Origin of the sequence: Cupriavidus sp. SK-4 (genome assembly GCF_000611125.1) — a bacterium.
Classification (GTDB): Bacteria; Pseudomonadota; Gammaproteobacteria; order Burkholderiales; family Burkholderiaceae; genus Cupriavidus; species Cupriavidus necator.
The window spans coordinates 4,301-22,870 of the sequence record NZ_JFJW01000069.1 but is presented as its reverse complement, the minus strand read 5'-3'; the positions used below and the strand labels follow the sequence as shown (position 1 = coordinate 22,870).

Here is an 18,570-nt window from a genome sequence, read left to right as displayed (position 1 = left end):
CTCAGATACGCTCGAAGATGGCGGCAATACCCTGCCCGCCGCCGATACACATCGTCACCAGCGCGTAGCGGCCCTGCACGCGGTTCAGCTCATGCAGCGCCTTCACCGTGATCAGGGCACCGGTGGCACCGATCGGGTGGCCCAGCGAGATGCCCGAGCCGTTCGGGTTGACCTTGGCCGGGTCCAGGCCGAGGGCCTTGGTCACCGCGCACGCCTGCGCGGCAAAGGCTTCGTTGGCTTCGATCACGTCCAGGTCCGACACCTGCAGGCCGGCACGCTCCAGCGCAATCTTCGTCGCGGGCACCGGGCCGATGCCCATGGTCTTCGGGTCCACGCCGGCATGGCCGTAGGACACCAGGCGGGCCAGCGGCTTCAGGCCGCGGCGCTCGGCTTCGGCGCGCTCCATCAGCACCACCGCGGCGGCGGCGTCGTTCAGGCCCGAGGCATTGCCGGCCGTGACCGTGCCGTTTTCCTTGACGAAGACTGGCCTGAGCTTGGTCATGTCGTCGATGGTGGCGTCATGGCGCACGTGCTCGTCGGTGTCGAAGGTGACGTCGCCCTTGCGGCCCTTGCTCACCACCGGGACGATCTGGCCCTTGAAGTAGCCGGCCTTGATCGCGGCCGAAGCGCGGCGGTGCGATTCCAGCGCGGCCTCGTCCTGCTGCGTGCGCGAGATGTCGTATTCCTTGGCGACGTTCTCGGCGGTCACGCCCATGTGGATGCGGTGGAAGGGATCGTGCAGCGCACCCAGCATCATGTCGACCAGGCCGGCATCGCCCATGCGTGCGCCCCAGCGCGCTGCCGGGGCCAGGTACGGGGCGCGGCTCATGCTTTCCGCGCCGCCGCCGATGGCGACGTCGGTATCGCCCAGCAGGATGGTCTGCGCGGCGCTGACGATGGCCTGCAGGCCCGAGCCGCACAGGCGGTTGACGGTCAGCGCGGGGGCGTTGACCGTCACCCCGCCGTTAACGGCCGCGACGCGGCCCAGATACATGTCGCGCGGCTCGGTCTGGATCACGTTGCCGAACACCACATGGCCGACATCGTCGCCCGATACCTGCGCGCGCGCCAGCGCCTCGCGCACCACCAGTGCACCCAGCTCCGCCGGCGCCACATCCTTCAGGCTGCCGCCAAAGGTCCCGATCGCGGTACGGACACCGCTTACCACTACCACTTCACGCGTCATGACTTTGTCTCCATGAGGTTATGTTGCACCGCACAGTATAGCGGGACGCGGACGAAATCGAACGAGCGTACTTTTACCTAATCAACCCGTTTCAGACCTCGCCCCACAGGTCGTGGCCGTCGGCGCCGGTGATCTTCACGTCGACGAACTCGCCGGCGCGGTAGCGCTGGGAGTGGCGTTCCGGCGGCGCGATATAGACCAGGCCGTCGATTTCCGGCGCATCCGCGGACGAACGGCCGATGCCACCGTCCTGGTTGACCTCGTCCACCAGCACCCGCAGGGTCTGGCCAACCTTGCGCTGCAGGCGGCGTGCCGAGACCTCTTCAGCCACTTCCATGAAGCGGGCGCGGCGTTCCTCGCGCACCTCGTCGGGCAGCGCGCCCGGCAGGTCGTTGGCGGTGGCGCCCTCAACCGGCGAATAGGCGAAGCAACCGACGCGGTCCAGTTCGGCCTCTGCGATAAAGTCGAGCAGGGTCTGGAATTCCGCCTCGGTCTCGCCCGGGAAGCCGGCGATAAAGGTGCTGCGGATGGTCAGCTCAGGGCAGATCTCGCGCCAGGCGCGGATGCGGTCCATGGTCTTTTCGGCATTGGCCGGGCGCTTCATGCGCTTGAGCACGTCCGGGTGCGCGTGCTGCAGCGGCACATCGAGGTATGGCAGCACATGGCCCTGCGACATCAGCGGGATGATCTCGTCCACGTGCGGGTACGGGTAGACATAGTGCAGGCGCACCCAGGCACCGTACTGCGCGGCCAGCTCACCCAGCGCCGCCACCAGTTCGGTCATGCGGGTCTTGAGCGGGCGGCCGTTCCAGAAGCCGGTGCGGTACTTGACGTCGACGCCGTAGGCACTGGTGTCCTGTGAGATCACAAGCAGTTCCTTGACGCCGGCCTTGAACAGGTTCTCGGCCTCCAGCATGACCTCGGCCACCGGGCGCGACACCAGGTCGCCGCGCATCGACGGGATGATGCAGAACGAGCAGCGGTGGTTGCAGCCCTCGGAAATCTTCAGGTAGGCGTAATGCTTGGGCGTCAGCTTGATGCCGGCGGCCGGCACCAGGTCGGTGAACGGGTCATGCGGCTTGGGCAGGTGCGTGTGCACCGCCTGCATCACCTCGCCCAGCGCATGCGGGCCGGTCACGGCCAGCACCTTGGGGTGCACCGACGACACGATGTCATGGCCCGCCGCATCCTTCTTCGCGCCCAGGCAGCCGGTGACGATGACCTTGCCGTTCTCGGTCAGGGCCTCGCCGATGGCGTCCAGGCTCTCCTGCACGGCCTCGTCGATAAAGCCGCAGGTATTGACCACGACCAGGTCGGCGCCGTCATAGGTGCCGCTGATGGCATAGCCCTCGGCGCGCAGCTGGGTGATGATCTGCTCGGAGTCGACCAGCGCCTTGGGGCAGCCAAGGGAAACAAATCCCACACGCGGACTATGGTCTTTCTGGGTCGTTGATTCTGAAGGGTTTTTCACGGTGCAATCCGAATGTGGGGGCAGGCGCGGCGGAGTATGCGGGGACAAGGCCGGCGGCCGGTGAGCCAATCGCGCATTTTAACCGTTTGCCATGAATTCTCGGCGCCTGACTCCACACATGTGGCCCAGGCTGCGGCAATGCCGCGTCATTCCGGCGCGGTAGCGGCGCCCGGCAGGCCTTCCAGGACCCGCTCTATCTCCAGCGAGTCCTGCATGCGCCGGATGGCCGCATGCAGTTCGGCGGCCTGTGGCCAGGTCCGCTTGAGATAGCTGAGCCAGAGTTTCACGCGCCCATGCTCATGGCACGAGGCGATACGGGCATGCAGCTTTCTCAGGTAAGTGGCGATCTGGCGGAGGACCAGCGGCCACTCCTCGTCCGACGGCGAACTGTCCATCAGCCCGCGAATGCGCAAAGCCAGGAAAGGGTCGGACACGGCGCCGCGCCCGATCATCACGTCGGCGCAACCGCTGACGGCCCGGCAACGCTCCCAGTCGGCGACCGTCCAGACGTCTCCGTTTGCAATCACGGGCACGTCCACCGCCGCCGCAATGCGCGCGATCCAGTCCCAGTGGGCCGGCGGCCGGTAGCCATGGTCCCGCGTCCGGGCATGCACGACGAGCGTAGCCGCGCCGCCTTCGGCGAGCGCCGTGGCGCAATCAATGGCCAGCGAGGTATCGGAGACGCCCAGCCGCATTTTTGCCGTCACGGCGATATGGGCCGGCACCGCCGCGCGCACGGACGCAACGATCCGGTTCAACAACTCAGGATTCGTCAGCAGCATGGCGCCGCCGCCATGCCGGTTGACGACCTTGGCGGGACAGCCGAAGTTCAGGTCGATGCCATGCGGCGACAAGGTCGCGGCATAGGCCGCATTGCGCGCCAGCCATTCCGGATCGCTGCCGAGCAACTGGATCACCATCGGCGTGCCGCTGCGGGTATAGCCGCCGGCGAGGATTTCGGGCGTATCGCGCTCGTAGACGCGGGCTGGAAGCAACGAACCCGTCACTCGGACGAACTCCGACACACAGCCGTCGTAGCCGCCGGTATCGGTCAGCACGTCGCGCAAGACGTAGTCGGCAAGCCCTTCCATGGGGGCCAGCAATAGCCGGCTCATGGCGAGGACTTCACCGAAGCAGAGGGCCAGGCCTTAAAGGCCGGCGCAGGAGGAGCACATTGGATAACGGAGGGCATGGGGTTTCGCGCACAAAAGGCGAGTCCACACTGAGCCGCCGCTGGAAAGAGTTGCGTGATTGCGTGCGCCTGGGTGCGCAGACCGCGCATTCTACCTGCTTTGCGTCGGCACGGTTTTCAGGGATCGGCGATTCCGATACCGTAGCCCACAGGCTACAGTACGATATGCCCAGCCCCAGACATTCGAGCACTGATTTCGGAGTGAGCCATGAAAGAACCAACCCGCCCCTGGGACTCCACTGAGCAGCTGAGGAACGAGCAGGAGATCGCCGCCTACCTGGATGCCTGCCTCGCCGAGGCCGGCGACGACGATCGATTCATTGCCTACGCACTCGGGGTGGTGGCGCGTGCGCGCGGCATGACGCGACTGGCGCGCGAAACGGGCCTTTCGCGCGAAAGCCTCTACCGCTCGCTGTCAGGCGAAGGCAATCCGGAGTTCGGGACGATCTGGAAGGTGATGCGGGCGCTGGGAATCCGCCTGCATGCGAGCGCTGGCTGAGTGCCAGCCAGCGTGCGGGATATGCGGCGGGTGTAGCGCCCGCCGCTGCCAGTGTCTTACTTCTTGTCCGGCTGGTTGAACGGGAACGTCCCGAACATATTCTTGGCCTGGCTTTGCATCTGCTCCTGCATCTGCACGAACAGGTTCTTGCTCTGCTCGATGTAGTTGCTCATCATGCCCTGCATCATCGGGCCCTGCATGTTCATGAACTGCGACCACATGTCGGGGCTGAAGGTTTCGCCGGAATACAGGCCCTTGGAGTTCTCGGCCAGCTTGTTCTGGATGTCGATGAAGGCCTGGATGTTCTTTTCCAGATAGGTGCCCATCATGCCCTGCATGGCATGGCCGTAGAAGCGGATGATCTGCGACAGCATCGCGCTGGAGAACATCGGCACGCCGCCCGTTTCTTCTTCCAGGATGATCTGCAGCAAGATGCTGCGGGTCAGTTCGTCACCAGACTTGGCGTCGACGACCTTGAATTCTTCTGAATCCATGACCAGCTGCTTGACGTCGGCCAGAGTGATGTAGGTGCTGGTCTGGGTGTCGTAGAGCCTGCGGTTCGGATACTTTTTGATCAGTCGCTCTGCGCCTTTTTTGGTCGTGGCCATCGGTGCTCTGTCCTTGTGTCATCGCTGTTTGCGCGCTGCTGCACCGCATGGGGTGCAGTGCGCAAATCGGTATCGCCCGCGCCATCTGCTTGTTGTCGTGCCGGCCGTCTGGTGGCCTGTTCGCGCATGGCTGCGCGTGGCGGCCTGCAACCTCGCCCCCGCGAGGGCCGCGCTGCACGAACTTGGTGCTGGCTGCGCCGCTGCCCTGATTCTATGCCCAACAAGGCACTAAGAAAAGCGACCGAGCTTAAGGAAAACCCGGTGAATTGGCGCAAAAAGGGAGGAATGGCGTGCTGGCAGAAACGATTCGCGGGCCATGACGGCCCGCGAAACAGGTGGCGCAACGTAGTGTCCGCCGCCTTGTGCGCCGCGCTGGCTGCACCGCAATACGCGGGCGCCAGCGCCGGCTGCCGACTGGTTGAACCAGGCCGGCAGGTCAGCCCATATGCAGGCCGCCGTTGAGCGAGAAGTCGGCGCCGGTCGAGAAACCGGACTCGTCCGACGACAGCCAGGCGCAGATCGAAGCGATCTCTTCCGGCTCGCCCAGGCGCTTGACCGGGATCGTCCCGACGATCTTGTCGAGCACGTCCTGGCGGATCGCCTTGACCATGTCGGTGGCGATATAGCCCGGCGAAACGGTGTTGACCGTCACGCCCTTGGTCGCCACTTCCTGCGCCAACGCCATGGTGAAGCCGTGCAGGCCAGCCTTGGCGGTGGAGTAGTTGGTCTGGCCGAACTGGCCCTTCTGCCCGTTCACCGACGAGATGTTGACGATGCGGCCCCAGCCGCGGTCGGCCATGCCGTCGATCACCTGCTTGGTGACGTTGAACAGCGAGGTCAGGTTGGTGTCGATCACCGCGTCCCAGTCGGCACGGGTCATCTTGCGGAACACCACGTCGCGGGTGATGCCGGCATTATTGATCAGCACATCGACCTCGCCGACCTCGGCCTTGACCTTGTCGAACGCGGTCTTGGTCGAGTCCCAGTCGGCCACGTTGCCCTCAGAGGCAACGAAGTCAAAGCCGAGTGCCTTCTGCTGCTCGAGCCACCTTTCGCGGCGCGGCGAGTTGGGGCCGCAGCCGGCCACCACACGAAAGCCATCCTTGGCCAGTCGCTGGCAGATGGCGGTTCCGATACCACCCATGCCGCCGGTCACATACGCAATGCGCTGAGTCATGTCCACTCCTTGATTGGCTCTTCGTTATCGTCGCCGGGTCCGCGCCAACCGCGCGCTGCCCCGGAAAACCCCTTCCTTATTTGCGCTCGACTGCCAGCGCCACGCCCATGCCGCCGCCGATGCACAGCGAGGCCAGGCCCTTCTTGGCGTCGCGGCGCTTCATCTCGTGCAGCAGCGTCACCAGGATACGGCAGCCCGACGCGCCGATCGGGTGGCCGATGGCGATGGCGCCGCCGTTCACGTTGACCTTGGAGGTGTCCCAGCCCATCTGCTGGTGCACCGCCAGCGCCTGCGCGGCGAAGGCCTCGTTGATCTCCATCAGGTCCAGGTCCTGCGGGGTCCACTCGGCGCGCGACAGCGCGCGCTTGGAGGCCGGCACCGGGCCCATGCCCATCACCTTGGGATCGACACCGGCGTTGGCGTAGCTCTTGATCGTGGCCAGCGGGGTCAGGCCCAGTTCCTTGGCCTTGGCCGCCGACATCACCACCACCGCGGCAGCGCCGTCGTTCAGGCCCGAGGCGTTGGCCGCGGTCACCGTGCCGGCCTTGTCGAAGGCGGGCTTGAGGCCGGACATGCTGTCCAGGGTGGCGCCCTGGCGCACGAACTCGTCGGTCTTGAAGGCCACCGGGTCGCCCTTGCGCTGCGGGATCAGCACCGGGACGATCTCTTCGTCAAACTTGCCGGCCTTCTGCGCGGCTTCGGCCTTGTTCTGCGAGCCGACGGCGAACTCATCCTGCGCCTCGCGCGTGATGCCGTATTCCTTGGCCACGTTCTCGGCGGTGATGCCCATGTGGTACTGGTTGTACACGTCCCACAGGCCGTCGACGATCATGGTGTCGACCAGCTTGGTGTCGCCCATGCGGAAACCGTCGCGCGAGCCCGGCAGCACGTGCGGGGCGGCGCTCATGTTTTCCTGGCCGCCGGCTACCACGATCTCGGCGTCGCCCGCCATGATCGCGTTGGCGGCCAGCATCACGGCCTTCAGGCCCGAGCCGCACACCTTGTTGATGGTCATGGCCGGCACCATCGCCGGCAGGCCGGCCTTGATCGCGGCCTGGCGTGCGGGGTTCTGGCCCGAACCGGCGGTCAGCACCTGGCCCATGATGACTTCGCTCACCTGCTCCGGCTTGACGCCGGCGCGCTCCAGCGCAGCCTTGATGACCAGGGCACCCAGTTCCGGCGCCGGGATCTTGGCCAGCGAGCCGCCAAACTTGCCTACCGCGGTGCGGGCGGCGGATACGATGACAACGTCAGTCATTGTGTAGTCCTTTCAATGGAAACGGGAGGGAACCTGCAGGCCTGCCGGCGCCGTGCATGATGCACGCCGGCAGGCATGCAGCGTCATGCCTTGGCTTTGACATATCGCCCAGGCGCGGGTTCGATCGCGGGATAGCGCGCATTGCCGTAGTTGGCGGGCGCGGCGCGTTTCGCGCCGGCCTGGCCAGCCAGCCATGCGGTCCAGTCCGGCCACCAGCTGCCGTGATGCTCGGTGGCGCCGGCCAGCCATTGCTGCGGCGACTCCGGCAGCGCATCGTTGGTCCAGTGGCTGCGCTTGTTCTTGGCCGGCGGGTTGATCACACCGGCGATATGGCCCGACGCACCCAGCACGAAGCGCAGCTTGTTCGCCAGCAGCGCGGTCGAGGCATAGGCCGCAGTCCACGGCACGATATGGTCTTCGCGCGAGCCGTAGATGTAGGTCGGCACGTCGATGCTGGCCAGGTCCACCGGCACGCCGCACACGATCAGCTTGCCGGGCACCTTGAGCTCGTCCTGCAGGTAGGTGTGGCGCAGGTACCAGCAGTACCACGGCCCCGGCAGGTTGGTGGCGTCGCCGTTCCAGAACAGCAGGTCGAACGGCACCGGCGTGTTGCCCTTCAGGTAGTTGTCGACCACGTAGTTCCATACCAGGTCGTTCGGGCGCAGGAACGAGAAGGTATTGGCCAGCTCAAGGCCGCGCAGCAGCGCGCACGGCGCGCCGGCACCGCCGCCCAGCGTGGCCTCGCGCAGCTGCACATGGCCCTCGTCGACAAAGACGTCGAGGATGCCGGTGTCCGCAAAGTCCAGCAGCGTAGTCAGCAGCGTGACGCTGGCCGCCGGGTGCTCGCCGCGCCCGGCCAGCACCGCCAGCGCGGTCGAGACAATGGTGCCGCCCACGCAGAAGCCCAGCACGTTGATCTTGTCCTGGCCGCTGATGTCGCGCGCGACTTCGATGGCGCGGATGGCTGCGTGCTCGATGTAGTCGTCCCAGGTGCTGCCGGCCATGCTGGCGTCCGGATTGCGCCACGACACCAGGAACACCGTATGTCCCTGCTCCACCACATGGCGTACCAGCGAGCTCTCCGGCTGCAGGTCCAGGATGTAGTACTTGTTGATGCACGGCGGCACCATCAGCAGCGGGCGCGCGTGCACCTTGTCGGTCAGCGGCTTGTACTGCAACAGCTGGAAGTATTCGTTCTCGAAGACCACGGCGCCTTCGCTCACCGCGACATTGCGGCCGACCTCAAACGCGCTCTCGTCGGTCTGCGAGATCTTGCCGCGCGTCAGGTCTTCCATCATGTTGCGCACGCCGGCACGCAGCGATTCGCCGCCCGATTCGATCAGCAGGCGCTGCGCCTCGGGATTGGTGGCAAGGAAGTTGGCGGGCGACATCGCATCGACCCATTGCGAGATCGCAAAGCGGATGCGCTGGCGCGTCTTGGCATCGGCCTCGACGGCATCGGCCAGCTCGGTCAAGGCGCGCGCATTGAGCAGGTAGAACGCGGCAGCGAAGCGGTATGGCAGGTTGGTGCGCCATGCGTCGCCGGCGAAGCGCCGGTCGTGCAGCGGCCCGGTGGCCTCGGCCTTGCCCTCGGCCATGGCTTGCCAAAGGGCTGAGAAGTCCTTCATGTAACGCTGCTGGATATCACCCAGCTGCGCCGGAGCGATCTTAACGCCTGCCAGCGCATCCAGGCCCGGAATGCCGGACGCGGCCGCGTGGCCGTTGCCTTCAGTGCCCTGCCACTGGCGGGACCATTCCAGCCATCTGGCTGGATCGAATGGCCCCGGCGTGAACTTGAATGGTTGTGACTTGCCTTCCTGAGTGGAAGCTGCCGCACCTTTGCCGGTCGCCATGATTTGATTGTCTCTCTGCCGTCACTATTCGAACCGGCTCCGGGCATTGCCCTGGCCGGCACTCTGCATGGGGAGATGCTATCCGAATGGACCCGGCTTGCGCCTCCCCCAAAGCGGGAGGGTCTGCCGGCACATCTGCCCTGGAACTGGCTGGAAGCCTCGACCGCACCTGTGCGGCCCTGGCTTGCGTCCATTCCGATAGCGGCTCCCCTTTTATCCTGCAAGCGCGACATCCTGGCATGGCAATGCCATGCGCTATGCTTGCCGGAGAAACCTGGGAATCGTCAGCGATTCCGAGACATTTGAGCCCATTGTTGCCTTGCAACGCACGCGCTGTCAATGCGGGAATCGACCCGGCGCTGCGCGCTCCCCGACCTACCGGACGGTATGCAGCGCTTGCATTTTCCGAGGCCACTGAGCATAGGCGAGAAGGATGAAAATTTGATGTACATCGTGGCGATTGGCTGGCTCTACGTGGCGCTGATGATGGCGATCACCGAGCACAACGTGGTGGCAGGGGTTGCCACCTTCCTGATGTATGGCGTGGCGCCGGTGGCGCTGGTGCTCTACATCATGGGCACGCCCGGCCGCCGCCGGCGCAAGGCCGAAGCCGAGCGCGCGCAGGCGGCCAGGGGCAAGGAAGAGTGAGGCAGCGGCCGGCTCAGTCCGCCAGCCAGACCAGGCTGGCCATGCGGCCGGTCACGCCGTCGCGCCGATAGGAGTAGAAGCGGCCGGCATCGGCCACGGTGCAGGCGTCGCCGCCGTAGACCTCGGTGCAGCCGGCACGTGCCAGGCGCGTGCGCGCCAACGCATAGATGTCGGCAAGGTACTTGCCCGGGGCCCCAGGGCGGAAGGCTGCGGCAACCGCGGCCTGTTCATCGGCGCGTGCCTGGGCCAGGAAGGCATCGCGCACTTCGGCACCCACCTCGAACGCGTCGGGACCGATGGCGGGGCCCAGCCACGCCAGCCAGCGCGGGGCGCCAGCACCGGCAGCGGCCTGCATCCGTGACAGGGTGGCTTCGATCACGCCGTTGCACAGGCCGCGCCAGCCCGCATGCGCGGCGCCCACCACGGTCCCCTGCGCATCGCACAGCAGCACCGGCAGGCAATCCGCCGTCATCACGGCGCAGACGTGGCCGGGCGCCACCGCCAGGCTCGCGTCGGCCTGGGGCACGGGGGCGCCCGGGGCCGCCATATGGTCGACCGTGGCCACCGCGCAGCCATGCACCTGCTCCAGCCATTGCGGCATCGACGGCAGGCAGGCGGCCAGCCGCGCGCGGTTGCGCGCCACGTCGGCGGGGTCGTCGCCAACGTGGGTGCCCAGGTTCAGGCCGCCCGGGGCTGCGCCGGCAAGCCCGTACGGGCCCTTGCTGACACCGCCCTGGCGCGTCGTGGACAGCGCGCGCACACGTGCCGGCGCGGGCCAGTCGGGGACCAGCCAGGCGGGATCAGGCGCTGCGCTCATCGTCACCGTCTTCGTCATCGCCGGCGTATTCCCAGTGGGCCTCGCCGCCTTCCCAGACTTCGTCCCAGGCTTCGTCTTCCTCGTCGGCCTGCGCGCTTTCAAAGTCCAGCGCATCGATCAACGCCTGCAGGTCTTGCGGCGGCTGCGCGGTCCACGACATGTGCCTGCCGGTGGCCGGATGCACCAGGCCGAGCTTGTACGCATGCAGCGCCTGGCGCTCATACGGCACCGGCAGCGTCACGCGGATCGCCGGGCGCTGCCCGCGCTGCGTGGCGCGGAAGTAGACCGGGTCGCCCACCAGCGGGTGGCCGATCGACTCGAAATGCACGCGGATCTGGTGCGTGCGGCCGGTCTCCAGCTTGCACATCACCATCGACACGAAGCCCCGCCCCAGCGGCACCGTGGCCAGCGTGCGGAAATGCGTGCGCGACGGCTTGCCGCTGGCGGTATGCACGACCGCCATGCGCGTGCGCTCGCGCGGGTCGCGGCCGATGGGCGCGTCGATGGTGCCCTCGTCATAGGTGCGGCCCCACACCAGCGCGATATAGGTGCGCTTGACCGTGCGCGCCTGCAGCTGGCGCACCAGGTCGGTCTGCGCGGTGAGCGAGCGCGCCACCACCATCAGCCCGGAGGTTTCCTTGTCGAGCCGGTGCACGATGCCCGCGCGCGGCAGCGACGCGGCGGCGGGGTCGCGGTGCAGCAACCCGTTGAGCACGGTGCCGCTCCAGTTGCCGGCAGCCGGGTGCACCACCAGGCCGGCGGGCTTGTTGATCACCAGCAGGGTGTCGTCTTCATAGACCACGTCCAGCGGCACGTCCTCGGGCGAGAAAGCGGACGATTCCGGCGCAGCCTGCGGCTGGATCTCGATGCGGTTGCCCATCTGCACCGCGTCGCGCGGACGGCGTACCTGGCCGTCGACTCGCACCGCGCCGCTTTCGATCCACTGCTGCAGGCGGCTGCGTGAAAATTCGCTGAAGTGACGCGCGAGCAATTTATCGAGCCGCTCGCCATGCGAGGCGCTGTCCACCTCCAGCGTCAGGCTCACGGCCGCCTCGGCAGCAGGCGCACCGCTGCCGGACGGCGTCTCGGCAAGGTCCTCAAATTCCTCGGGATGGGCCTCGAAATCGGCCACGGACGCGGCTGCGCGCACCCGTTCTGGTGGAAGTCCTCCCACGCCATCTCCTGCTTCGGGGTTGGGCTGGGGGCTTGGGCTATAATGCTTGACGCTATTTTTCTTCATCCGGGATACGATTGCCCATGCAATTGCAGAGCATGAAACGCGCGCGCTGGCGCACGACAATTGGAGCGGTTCTGCTCGCAGGCGGCTGCGTCATGCTGTCTGCATGCGGCCTGCTGGCGGACCAACCCGACGAGACCGCAGGCTGGTCGGCCAACAAATTATATTCGGAAGCCAAGGATGCGCTGGATGGCGGCGACTACACGCGTGCCGTCAAGCTGTATGAAAAGCTCGAAGGCCGCTATCCGTTTGGGCGCTATGCGCAGCAGGCCCAGATCGATACCGCCTACGCCAACTACAAGGATGGTGAAACGGCAGCAGCCCTGGCCGCGGTGGACCGCTTCATCCAGCTGCACCCGAACCATCCCAATATCGATTACGCCTACTACCTCAAGGGCCTGATCAACTTCAATGACAACCTGGGCTGGCTGGGCCGCTTCTCGGGCCAGGACCTGAGCGAGCGCGACCCCAAGGCCGCGCGCGCCGCCTATGACGCGTTCAATACGCTGATCACGCGCCACCCGGAAAGCAAGTACACCCCCGATGCCACGATGCGCATGCAGTACATCGTCAATTCGCTGGCCCAGCATGAAGTGCATGCCGCGCGCTACTACTATCGGCGCGGCGCGTACCTGGCAGCCGTCAACCGCGCCCAGCAGGCGCTGAAGGACTACGACGGCGCCCCGGCCAACGAAGAAGCGCTGTACATCATGGTCCGCTCATATGACGCGATGGGCATGAAGGACCTGCGCGACGACACCGCACGCGTGATGGAGCGCAATTTCCCGGACAGCGATTTCATCAAGTACGGCGCACGCCGCAAGGACAAGGCCTGGTGGGAAGTGTTCTGACGCCGGCTGGCCAGCGGCCATAGAAAACGGGACGTATCCTCCGATACGTCCCGTTTTTCTTTTTCCGGCACCGGCGTCGGTCAGTCCGCTGCCGCGTCCCCGGCTCCGGCGGGCTCCGCCTCAGGCCCCTTGCCCGGACCGCGCAGCGACTCCAGGAACCGCACCACCGTCGCTGCCTCTCGCGTGCGCGTGAACGGCGGCAGGCTTTGCCAGATCTGCCGGCCATAGGGTTTCTCGACCAGCCGCGTATCGAAGATCGCCAGCACCCCGCGATCCGATTCCGAGCGGATCAGCCGCCCCGCCCCCTGCTTGAGCGTGATCACCGCATGCGGCAGCTGGTGCACGGCAAACGGGCTCAGGCCCTTCTTCTGCAGCACTTCCATGCGCGCGGCCAGCACCGGGTCGTCGGGCGGCGCGAACGGCAGCTTGTCGATGATCACCAGCGACAGCGCCTCGCCGCGCACATCCACGCCCTCCCAGAAGCTCTGGCTGCCGACCAGCACCGCATTGCCCAGCTCGCGGAAGCGGTCCAGCAATTCGGTGCGGCTGGCCTGGCCCTGCACCAGCAGCGGCAGGTTCAGGCCGCGCTCGGCAAACGCGTCATAGAGCAGGTCCGAGGCACGCTGCACGGCGCGCAGCGTGGTGCACAGCAGGAAGGTGCGCCCGCCGGCGGCCTCGATCAGCGGCAATGCCGCCTGCACGACCGCGTCGGTGAACTGCGGCGACTGCGGCGCCGGCATGTCGCGCGGCACGTAAAGCAGCGCCTGCTTCGCGTAATCGAACGGGCTGGGCAGCGTCAGCGAGCGGTCCTTGTCGAGCCCCAGCTGCGCGGCGTAGTGGGTGAAGTTGCCCTTCACCGACAGCGTCGCCGAGGTAAAAACCCAGGCGCGCGGCTGGCCGTCGCGCTGGCGCGTGAAGATCGGCGCGATCGACAGCGGCGTGCGGTGCAGCTGCACGGTATGCGAGAACACCTCGACCCAGCGCACGGTTTCAGGCCCGGCGGGCACCGCCGGGGCTGCTTCGCCCTCGCCCTCCGCCTGCTGCGGTGCCGGCGCGGGCGCGGCATCGGCGCGCCACGCGGCCAGCTTGTTGGCCAGCTCCAGCGCGCGGCGGTGGCATTGCTGCAGCGATTCGGCACGCTCGGCCTGGCTTTCGAGCATTTCGACGAAGCCTGACAGCGCCTCGTCCAGCGCACAGAGCGTCTCGTTGAAAGGCTCGGCGATACGGCGGTCGGCCTCGATCTGGCCCAGCGCCAGCCGCGCATTGTCCTTGCTGAAGGCCAGGCGCAGGTCGCGCGCGGCGCGCTCCAGCGGCGCGGCCAGCGCGACCCAGTCCACCGCATCGCGCGCATGCGACAGGCCTTCGGCCACGGTATCGCGGGCGATTTCCAGCAGCTGGCTGGTCGACAGTGTCTCGCCGAAGAACAGCGTGGCGGTCTCTGGCAGCTGGTGGGCTTCGTCGAAGATCACGGTGTTGGCCGCCGGCAGCAGTTCCGCCATGCCGGTGTCGCGCAGCACCACGTCGGCAAAGAACAGGTGATGGTTGACCACCACCACGTCGGCCTGCTGCGCTTCCTTGCGCGCGCGCATCACAAAGCATTCCTTGTAATGCGGGCATTCCGATCCCAGGCAGTTGTCGCGAGTGGAGGTCACCATCTGCCATACCGGCGCGTTCTCGGGCACGGACGCCAGCTCGGCCTTGTCGCCGGTGGAGGTTTCCTTGATGAAGCGGCCGATGTCGCGCAGCCACGCCGCATCCTGGCGCGACGCCAGGCGGCCGTTGGCCTGTGCGCGTTCCAGGTGGTAATGGCAGACGTAGTTGGCGCGGCCCTTGAGCAGCGCTACCGAGACCGGCACGTTCAGCGCATGGCGCACCGTGGGAATGTCGCGCAGGAACAGCTGGTCCTGCAGGTTCTTGGTGCCGGTCGACAGGATCACCTTGCCGCCCCACAGCATCGCCGGCACCAGGTAGGCGTAGGTCTTGCCGGTGCCGGTGCCCGCCTCGACGATGACGGAATCGTTCTGCACGATCGCGTCGGCGACGGCCTCGGCCATCTTGTGCTGCGAGGCGCGCGGCCGGTAGCCGGGAATGGCCTGGGCCAGCGTGCCGGTATCGGCAAAGATGGTGGCCAGTTCAGCGCCGCGGCTGGCGCCGTCGTCGGCGGGCGCGGCAGGCGCGGGCGACCCGGCGTCGGTCAGGCTGACGGCTTCGGACGGCTCGGGGGAATCTGGAAGGTCGGACAAGGCAGGGGGGGAATGTTGTATGGGCCGCCGGACGGCACCGGCGGCAATCGGCAAGCCTGGATGCGCTCAGGCCGGCACGTCGGGTTCGAGCTGCAGCTGCAGCAGCGTGATGGCGTCCTTCAGCTTGAGGCGGCGCTTCTTCAGCCGGCGCAGCTGCAGTTCGTCATGGACGGCATCGCTGGCAAGCCGGTCGATCAGGAAATCCAGGTCGCGGTGCTCGATCTGCAACTCCATGATGCGCCGCTCCAGGGTATTCAGGTTGCTGTCCATCTATGCCTCCGCTGCGCAGTCACGGTGCCGGACTTCAGAAGCCGAACGGGCGCGGCGCCGACGCCTGGCCCTGCTGCTCCTTCGCCTTGGCGCGGCGCTCTTCCAGTTCCTTCTGGCGCTGTTCGAGGTCGCGCTGCTTGGCCTCGTATGCCTTGGCATTCTCCTGCCGCTGGCGGGCCTGCTCGGCGCCCTTCTGCTGGGCCTCCTGCATGCGGGCATCGAAGTCGGACTGCTTCTTCTCGTACGCCTGCGCATTGGCGGCGCGCTGCGGCGCCTCACCCTGGCGCTGCGCCTCGCGCAGCTGCTGTTCCTGCTGCTTCTTCTGGAAGGCCTCGCGGCTGGACTGCTCACTGGCCGAGCGCTTCGGCTGGCTGGCCTCGAACTCGGCGTTGCGCAGCGCCTGTTCGCGGTCGCGCTCGGCGGCGCGGTGGGCGCGTTCGGCCTCGCCTACCTCCAGTTCGCGCTTGCGCAGCACCTGCAGCTCCTCGCGCTGGACTTCCTTGGCATTGTTGATGCAGTGGTTGACAAAGAACTTGCCGTAGCACTCGCGTTCGGCGGCGGCGAAGCGGTAGTTGGTCCAGGCGCGCGAATCCTCGACGGCCTTGCGTTCGGCGGCAAAGTCGCGCTGGCCGTTGGCGGCGGGCGGCGCGGCGGGCGCGGAAGCCTGGGCGCGCGCCTCGCGCAGCGGCATCAGCACGGCGCATGCAGCCATGGCCAGAGCAGCCAGGCGGCCGAAGCGGAACAGGGAAGTTTCAGGCACGTTGGCGAAGGTTGGCATGGCCAGGATGGTGGCCTTGGCGGCGGCCGGGCGGGACTTGACGATCATGACCGGATTCTAGCATCCGGGCCGGGCACCGGCCTGCCCTGCCGGGACGTTGCGGACGTGCGCGGGACGCCGCCCGCCCCGCACCTGCTGCGCGCCCTGGCGGATACCTCGCGCGCTTGTGGCAAAATGCCCCGCTTTCGACTGACTGCGTTTTTCGCCGCGCTCTCCGATGTCAAACCTGCCCGCATCCGTCTCGCAAAAGATTGTCTCGCTCATCGCGGCTGAACTGTCCGTGCAGCCCCGCCAGGTGGCCGCGGCCGTGGCGCTGCTCGACGAAGGCGCCACCGTGCCCTTCATCGCCCGCTACCGCAAGGAAGTGACCGGCAACCTGGATGACACGCAGCTGCGCAACCTGGAAGAGCGCCTGCTATACCTGCGCGACATGGAAGACCGCCGCGCGGCCATCCTCGCGTCGATCCAGGAGCAAGGCAAGCTGACGCCCGAGCTCCAGGCCGCCATCGAGGCCGCCGAAACCAAGCAAACGCTGGAAGACCTCTACCTGCCCTACAAGCCCAAGCGCCGCACCCGCGCCCAGATCGCGCGCGAATGCGGGCTGGAGCCGCTGGCGCAGGCGCTGCTGGCCGATCCCACGCTGGATCCGCAGGCCGAGGCCGCCAAGTACGTCAACGGCAACCCCACCGCCGACGGCGGTGTGCCTGATGTCAAGGCCGCGCTGGACGGCGCGCGCGACATCCTGTCAGAGCAGTTCGGCGAGACCGCGGAACTGCTGGGCAAGCTGCGCGAGCACCTGTGGACCAACGGCGTGGTGGCCTCCACCGTGATGGAAGGCAAGGAAACCGCCGAGGAAGAGAAGTTCCGCGACTACTACGCCTACAGCGAGACCATCCGCACCGTGCCGTCGCACCGCGCGCTGGCGCTGTTCCGCGGCCGCAACGCGGGCGTGCTGATGGTCAAGCTGGGCCTGGGCGAGGAACAGGACGCGATGGTGCCGCACCCGTGCGAAGGCATGATCGCGCGCCATGTCGGCGTCCAGAACCTGGGCCGCCCGGCCGACAAGTGGCTGGGCGACGTATGCCGCTGGTGCTGGCGCGTCAAGGTGCAGCCCCACCTGGAAACCGAACTGCTGACGCAGCTGCGCGAAACCGCGGAGAACGAAGCCATCAAGGTGTTCGGCCGCAACCTGCATGAGCTGCTGCTGGCCGCGCCGGCCGGGCCCAAGTCCGTCATGGGCGTCGACCCCGGCATCCGCACCGGCTGCAAGATCGCCGTGGTGGACAGCACCGGCAAGCTGCTGGACACCGCCACCATCTACCCGCACGAGCCGCGCCGCGACTGGAACGGCTCGCTCGCCACGCTGGCACGCCTGGCAAAACAGCACAATGTGGCACTGGTGTCGATCGGCAACGGCACCGCCAGCCGCGAAACCGACAAGCTGGTGCAGGACCTGATGAAGCAGATGCCCGAGCTGAAGCTGACCAAGATCGTGGTCAGCGAGGCCGGCGCTTCGGTGTATTCGGCGTCGGAGCTGGCAGCCAAGGAATTCCCGGACCTGGATGTGTCGCTGCGCGGCGCGGTGTCGATTGCCCGGCGGCTGCAGGATCCGCTGGCCGAACTGGTCAAGATCGATCCCAAATCGATCGGCGTGGGCCAGTACCAGCATGACGTCAACCAGCGCGAGCTGGCGCGGGCGCTGGACGCCGTGGTCGAAGACTGCGTCAACGCCGTGGGCGTGGACGTCAACACCGCCTCGGCACCGCTGCTGGCGCGCGTGTCGGGCCTGAACACGGTGCTGGCGCGCAATATCGTCGAGTTCCGCGACGCCAATGGCGCCTTCCCCAACCGCAACGCGCTGAAGCAGGTGCCGCGCCTGGGCGACAAGACCTTCGAGCAGGCGGCCGGCTTCCTGCGCATCAACGACGGCGACAATCCGCTGGACCGCTCCTCGGTGCACCCGGAAGCGTATCCGGTGGTGCAGCGCATCCTGGAGCACGTCAAGAAGGGCCTGCGCGATGTCATGGGCAACCGCGACGCGCTGCGCGGCCTGTCGCCGACGCAGTTCACCGACGACTCCTTCGGCCTGCCGACCGTGCGCGACATCCTGTCCGAGCTGGAAAAGCCGGGCCGCGACCCGCGCCCCGAGTTCAAGACCGCAACCTTCCAGGAAGGCGTGGAAGACGTGAAGGACCTGCAGCCCGGCATGGTGCTGGAAGGCGTGGTCACCAACGTGGCAGCCTTCGGCGCGTTTGTCGATATCGGCGTGCACCAGGACGGCCTGGTCCACATCTCGGCGCTGTCCAGCAAGTTCGTCAAGGACGCGCATGAGGTGGTCAAGGCCGGCCAGATCGTCAAGGTCAAGGTGATGGAGGTCGACGTCAAGCGCAACCGCATCGGCTTGTCGATGCGCCTGGACGACGAGCCCGGCCAGGCCGCGGCACGCGCCGGCGGCGACCGTGGTGACCGCGGCGGCCAACGC

At 67.0% G+C, this 18,570-nt stretch carries 16 protein-coding genes; 4 read left to right on the top strand and 12 right to left on the bottom strand.

From position 1 onward, the window contains the following. Window position 1: 1 nt before the first annotated feature. The 3 genes from bktB to CF68_RS15070 form a co-directional block, all read right to left on the bottom strand. Window positions 2–1,186, bottom strand: a complete 1,185-nt coding sequence (gene bktB, locus CF68_RS15080; protein WP_035820088.1) for a beta-ketothiolase BktB — start codon at window positions 1,184–1,186, stop codon at window positions 2–4. A 91-nt stretch (window positions 1,187–1,277) separates the two neighbouring features. Then, window positions 1,278–2,657 (bottom strand): 30S ribosomal protein S12 methylthiotransferase RimO, encoded by a 1,380-nt coding sequence (rimO, locus tag CF68_RS15075; protein ID WP_035820084.1) that lies wholly within the window; start codon window positions 2,655–2,657, stop codon window positions 1,278–1,280. A 146-nt stretch (window positions 2,658–2,803) separates the two neighbouring features. Next, the gene (locus CF68_RS15070) at window positions 2,804–3,772 is read right to left on the bottom strand and encodes a tRNA-dihydrouridine synthase (protein WP_084187245.1); all 969 of its coding nucleotides are present in this window, start codon (window positions 3,770–3,772) and stop codon (window positions 2,804–2,806) included. 285 nt (window positions 3,773–4,057) lie between these two features. On the opposite strand from CF68_RS15070, the gene CF68_RS15065 reads away from it, so the two are divergent. Next, complete coding sequence (locus CF68_RS15065; RefSeq protein ID WP_035820080.1) at window positions 4,058–4,348, top strand: addiction module antidote protein; 291 nt, start codon at window positions 4,058–4,060, stop codon at window positions 4,346–4,348. A gap of 56 nt (window positions 4,349–4,404) precedes the next feature. On the opposite strand, the gene phaR is transcribed toward CF68_RS15065, so the two are convergent. From phaR to phaC, 4 genes are all read right to left on the bottom strand, one after another. Beyond that, a complete protein-coding gene (gene phaR / locus CF68_RS15060; RefSeq protein ID WP_010810130.1) occupies window positions 4,405–4,956 on the bottom strand; it encodes a polyhydroxyalkanoate synthesis repressor PhaR in 552 nt (183 codons plus the stop codon). Between the two features lie 436 nt (window positions 4,957–5,392). Next, entirely contained in the window at window positions 5,393–6,133 is a 741-nt protein-coding gene (locus tag CF68_RS15055; protein WP_013956453.1) for a 3-ketoacyl-ACP reductase, read from the bottom strand. A gap of 76 nt (window positions 6,134–6,209) precedes the next feature. Beyond that, on the bottom strand, window positions 6,210–7,391 hold the full coding sequence (locus tag CF68_RS15050) for an acetyl-CoA C-acetyltransferase (RefSeq protein WP_035820078.1): 1,182 nt from the start codon (window positions 7,389–7,391) through the stop codon (window positions 6,210–6,212). 83 nt (window positions 7,392–7,474) lie between these two features. Then, window positions 7,475–9,244 carry a class I poly(R)-hydroxyalkanoic acid synthase gene (gene phaC / locus CF68_RS15045; RefSeq protein WP_035820075.1) on the bottom strand — a complete coding sequence of 590 codons (1,770 nt, stop codon included), beginning with the start codon at window positions 9,242–9,244 and terminating at the stop codon, window positions 7,475–7,477. Between the two features lie 444 nt (window positions 9,245–9,688). Here phaC and CF68_RS15040 point away from each other — a divergent pair, with 444 nt between their 5' ends. After that, window positions 9,689–9,892 carry a hypothetical protein gene (locus CF68_RS15040; protein WP_035820073.1) on the top strand — a complete coding sequence of 68 codons (204 nt, stop codon included), beginning with the start codon at window positions 9,689–9,691 and terminating at the stop codon, window positions 9,890–9,892. A 13-nt stretch (window positions 9,893–9,905) separates the two neighbouring features. Here CF68_RS15040 and pgeF read toward each other — a convergent pair whose 3' ends face one another. Together pgeF and CF68_RS15030 are read right to left on the bottom strand one after the other, a co-directional pair. After that, complete coding sequence (gene pgeF, locus CF68_RS15035) at window positions 9,906–10,709, bottom strand: peptidoglycan editing factor PgeF (RefSeq protein ID WP_035820066.1); 804 nt, start codon at window positions 10,707–10,709, stop codon at window positions 9,906–9,908. Further along, window positions 10,693–11,949: an RluA family pseudouridine synthase gene (locus CF68_RS15030; protein WP_035820064.1), complete on the bottom strand. Its 1,257-nt coding sequence runs from the start codon at window positions 11,947–11,949 to the stop codon at window positions 10,693–10,695. Before CF68_RS15030 ends, pgeF begins: the two co-directional genes overlap by 17 nt. Before the next feature lie 17 nt (window positions 11,950–11,966). On the opposite strand from CF68_RS15030, the gene CF68_RS15025 reads away from it, so the two are divergent. Further along, window positions 11,967–12,797, top strand: coding sequence for an outer membrane protein assembly factor BamD (locus CF68_RS15025; RefSeq protein ID WP_084187243.1), 831 nt, complete (start codon window positions 11,967–11,969; stop codon window positions 12,795–12,797). Window positions 12,798–12,877: 80 nt separating this feature from the next. Here CF68_RS15025 and CF68_RS15020 read toward each other — a convergent pair whose 3' ends face one another. From CF68_RS15020 to CF68_RS15010, 3 genes are all read right to left on the bottom strand, one after another. After that, the gene (locus CF68_RS15020) at window positions 12,878–15,040 is read right to left on the bottom strand and encodes an ATP-dependent DNA helicase (protein ID WP_035820060.1); all 2,163 of its coding nucleotides are present in this window, start codon (window positions 15,038–15,040) and stop codon (window positions 12,878–12,880) included. Between the two features lie 66 nt (window positions 15,041–15,106). Further along, window positions 15,107–15,310, bottom strand: a complete 204-nt coding sequence (locus CF68_RS15015) for a DUF465 domain-containing protein (protein ID WP_013956445.1) — start codon at window positions 15,308–15,310, stop codon at window positions 15,107–15,109. A 34-nt stretch (window positions 15,311–15,344) separates the two neighbouring features. Beyond that, complete coding sequence (locus tag CF68_RS15010; RefSeq protein WP_035820058.1) at window positions 15,345–16,136, bottom strand: hypothetical protein; 792 nt, start codon at window positions 16,134–16,136, stop codon at window positions 15,345–15,347. A gap of 169 nt (window positions 16,137–16,305) precedes the next feature. Between CF68_RS15010 and CF68_RS15005 the strand changes: the two genes are divergently transcribed. Then, a partial coding sequence (locus CF68_RS15005; protein WP_035820056.1) for a Tex family protein occupies window positions 16,306–18,570 on the top strand: 2,265 nt, incomplete at its 3' end.

What these genes read in the sequence shown, in the direction of transcription:
- CF68_RS15055 (WP_013956453.1), bottom strand. Translation starts at nt 6,133, where the DNA reads ATGACTCAGCGCATTGCGTATGTGACCGGCGGCATGGGTGGTATCGGA.
- bktB (WP_035820088.1), bottom strand. Translation starts at nt 1,186, where the DNA reads ATGACGCGTGAAGTGGTAGTGGTAAGCGGTGTCCGTACCGCGATCGGG.
- CF68_RS15030 (WP_035820064.1), bottom strand. Translation starts at nt 11,949, where the DNA reads ATGAAGAAAAATAGCGTCAAGCATTATAGCCCAAGCCCCCAGCCCAAC.
- CF68_RS15015 (WP_013956445.1), bottom strand. Translation starts at nt 15,310, where the DNA reads ATGGACAGCAACCTGAATACCCTGGAGCGGCGCATCATGGAGTTGCAG.
- phaR (WP_010810130.1), bottom strand. Translation starts at nt 4,956, where the DNA reads ATGGCCACGACCAAAAAAGGCGCAGAGCGACTGATCAAAAAGTATCCG.
- phaC (WP_035820075.1), bottom strand. Translation starts at nt 9,244, where the DNA reads ATGGCGACCGGCAAAGGTGCGGCAGCTTCCACTCAGGAAGGCAAGTCA.
- CF68_RS15050 (WP_035820078.1), bottom strand. Translation starts at nt 7,391, where the DNA reads ATGACTGACGTTGTCATCGTATCCGCCGCCCGCACCGCGGTAGGCAAG.
- pgeF (WP_035820066.1), bottom strand. Translation starts at nt 10,709, where the DNA reads ATGAGCGCAGCGCCTGATCCCGCCTGGCTGGTCCCCGACTGGCCCGCG.
- CF68_RS15065 (WP_035820080.1), top strand. Translation starts at nt 4,058, where the DNA reads ATGAAAGAACCAACCCGCCCCTGGGACTCCACTGAGCAGCTGAGGAAC.
- CF68_RS15010 (WP_035820058.1), bottom strand. Translation starts at nt 16,136, where the DNA reads ATGATCGTCAAGTCCCGCCCGGCCGCCGCCAAGGCCACCATCCTGGCC.
- CF68_RS15040 (WP_035820073.1), top strand. Translation starts at nt 9,689, where the DNA reads ATGTACATCGTGGCGATTGGCTGGCTCTACGTGGCGCTGATGATGGCG.
- CF68_RS15070 (WP_084187245.1), bottom strand. Translation starts at nt 3,772, where the DNA reads ATGAGCCGGCTATTGCTGGCCCCCATGGAAGGGCTTGCCGACTACGTC.
- CF68_RS15025 (WP_084187243.1), top strand. Translation starts at nt 11,967, where the DNA reads ATGCAATTGCAGAGCATGAAACGCGCGCGCTGGCGCACGACAATTGGA.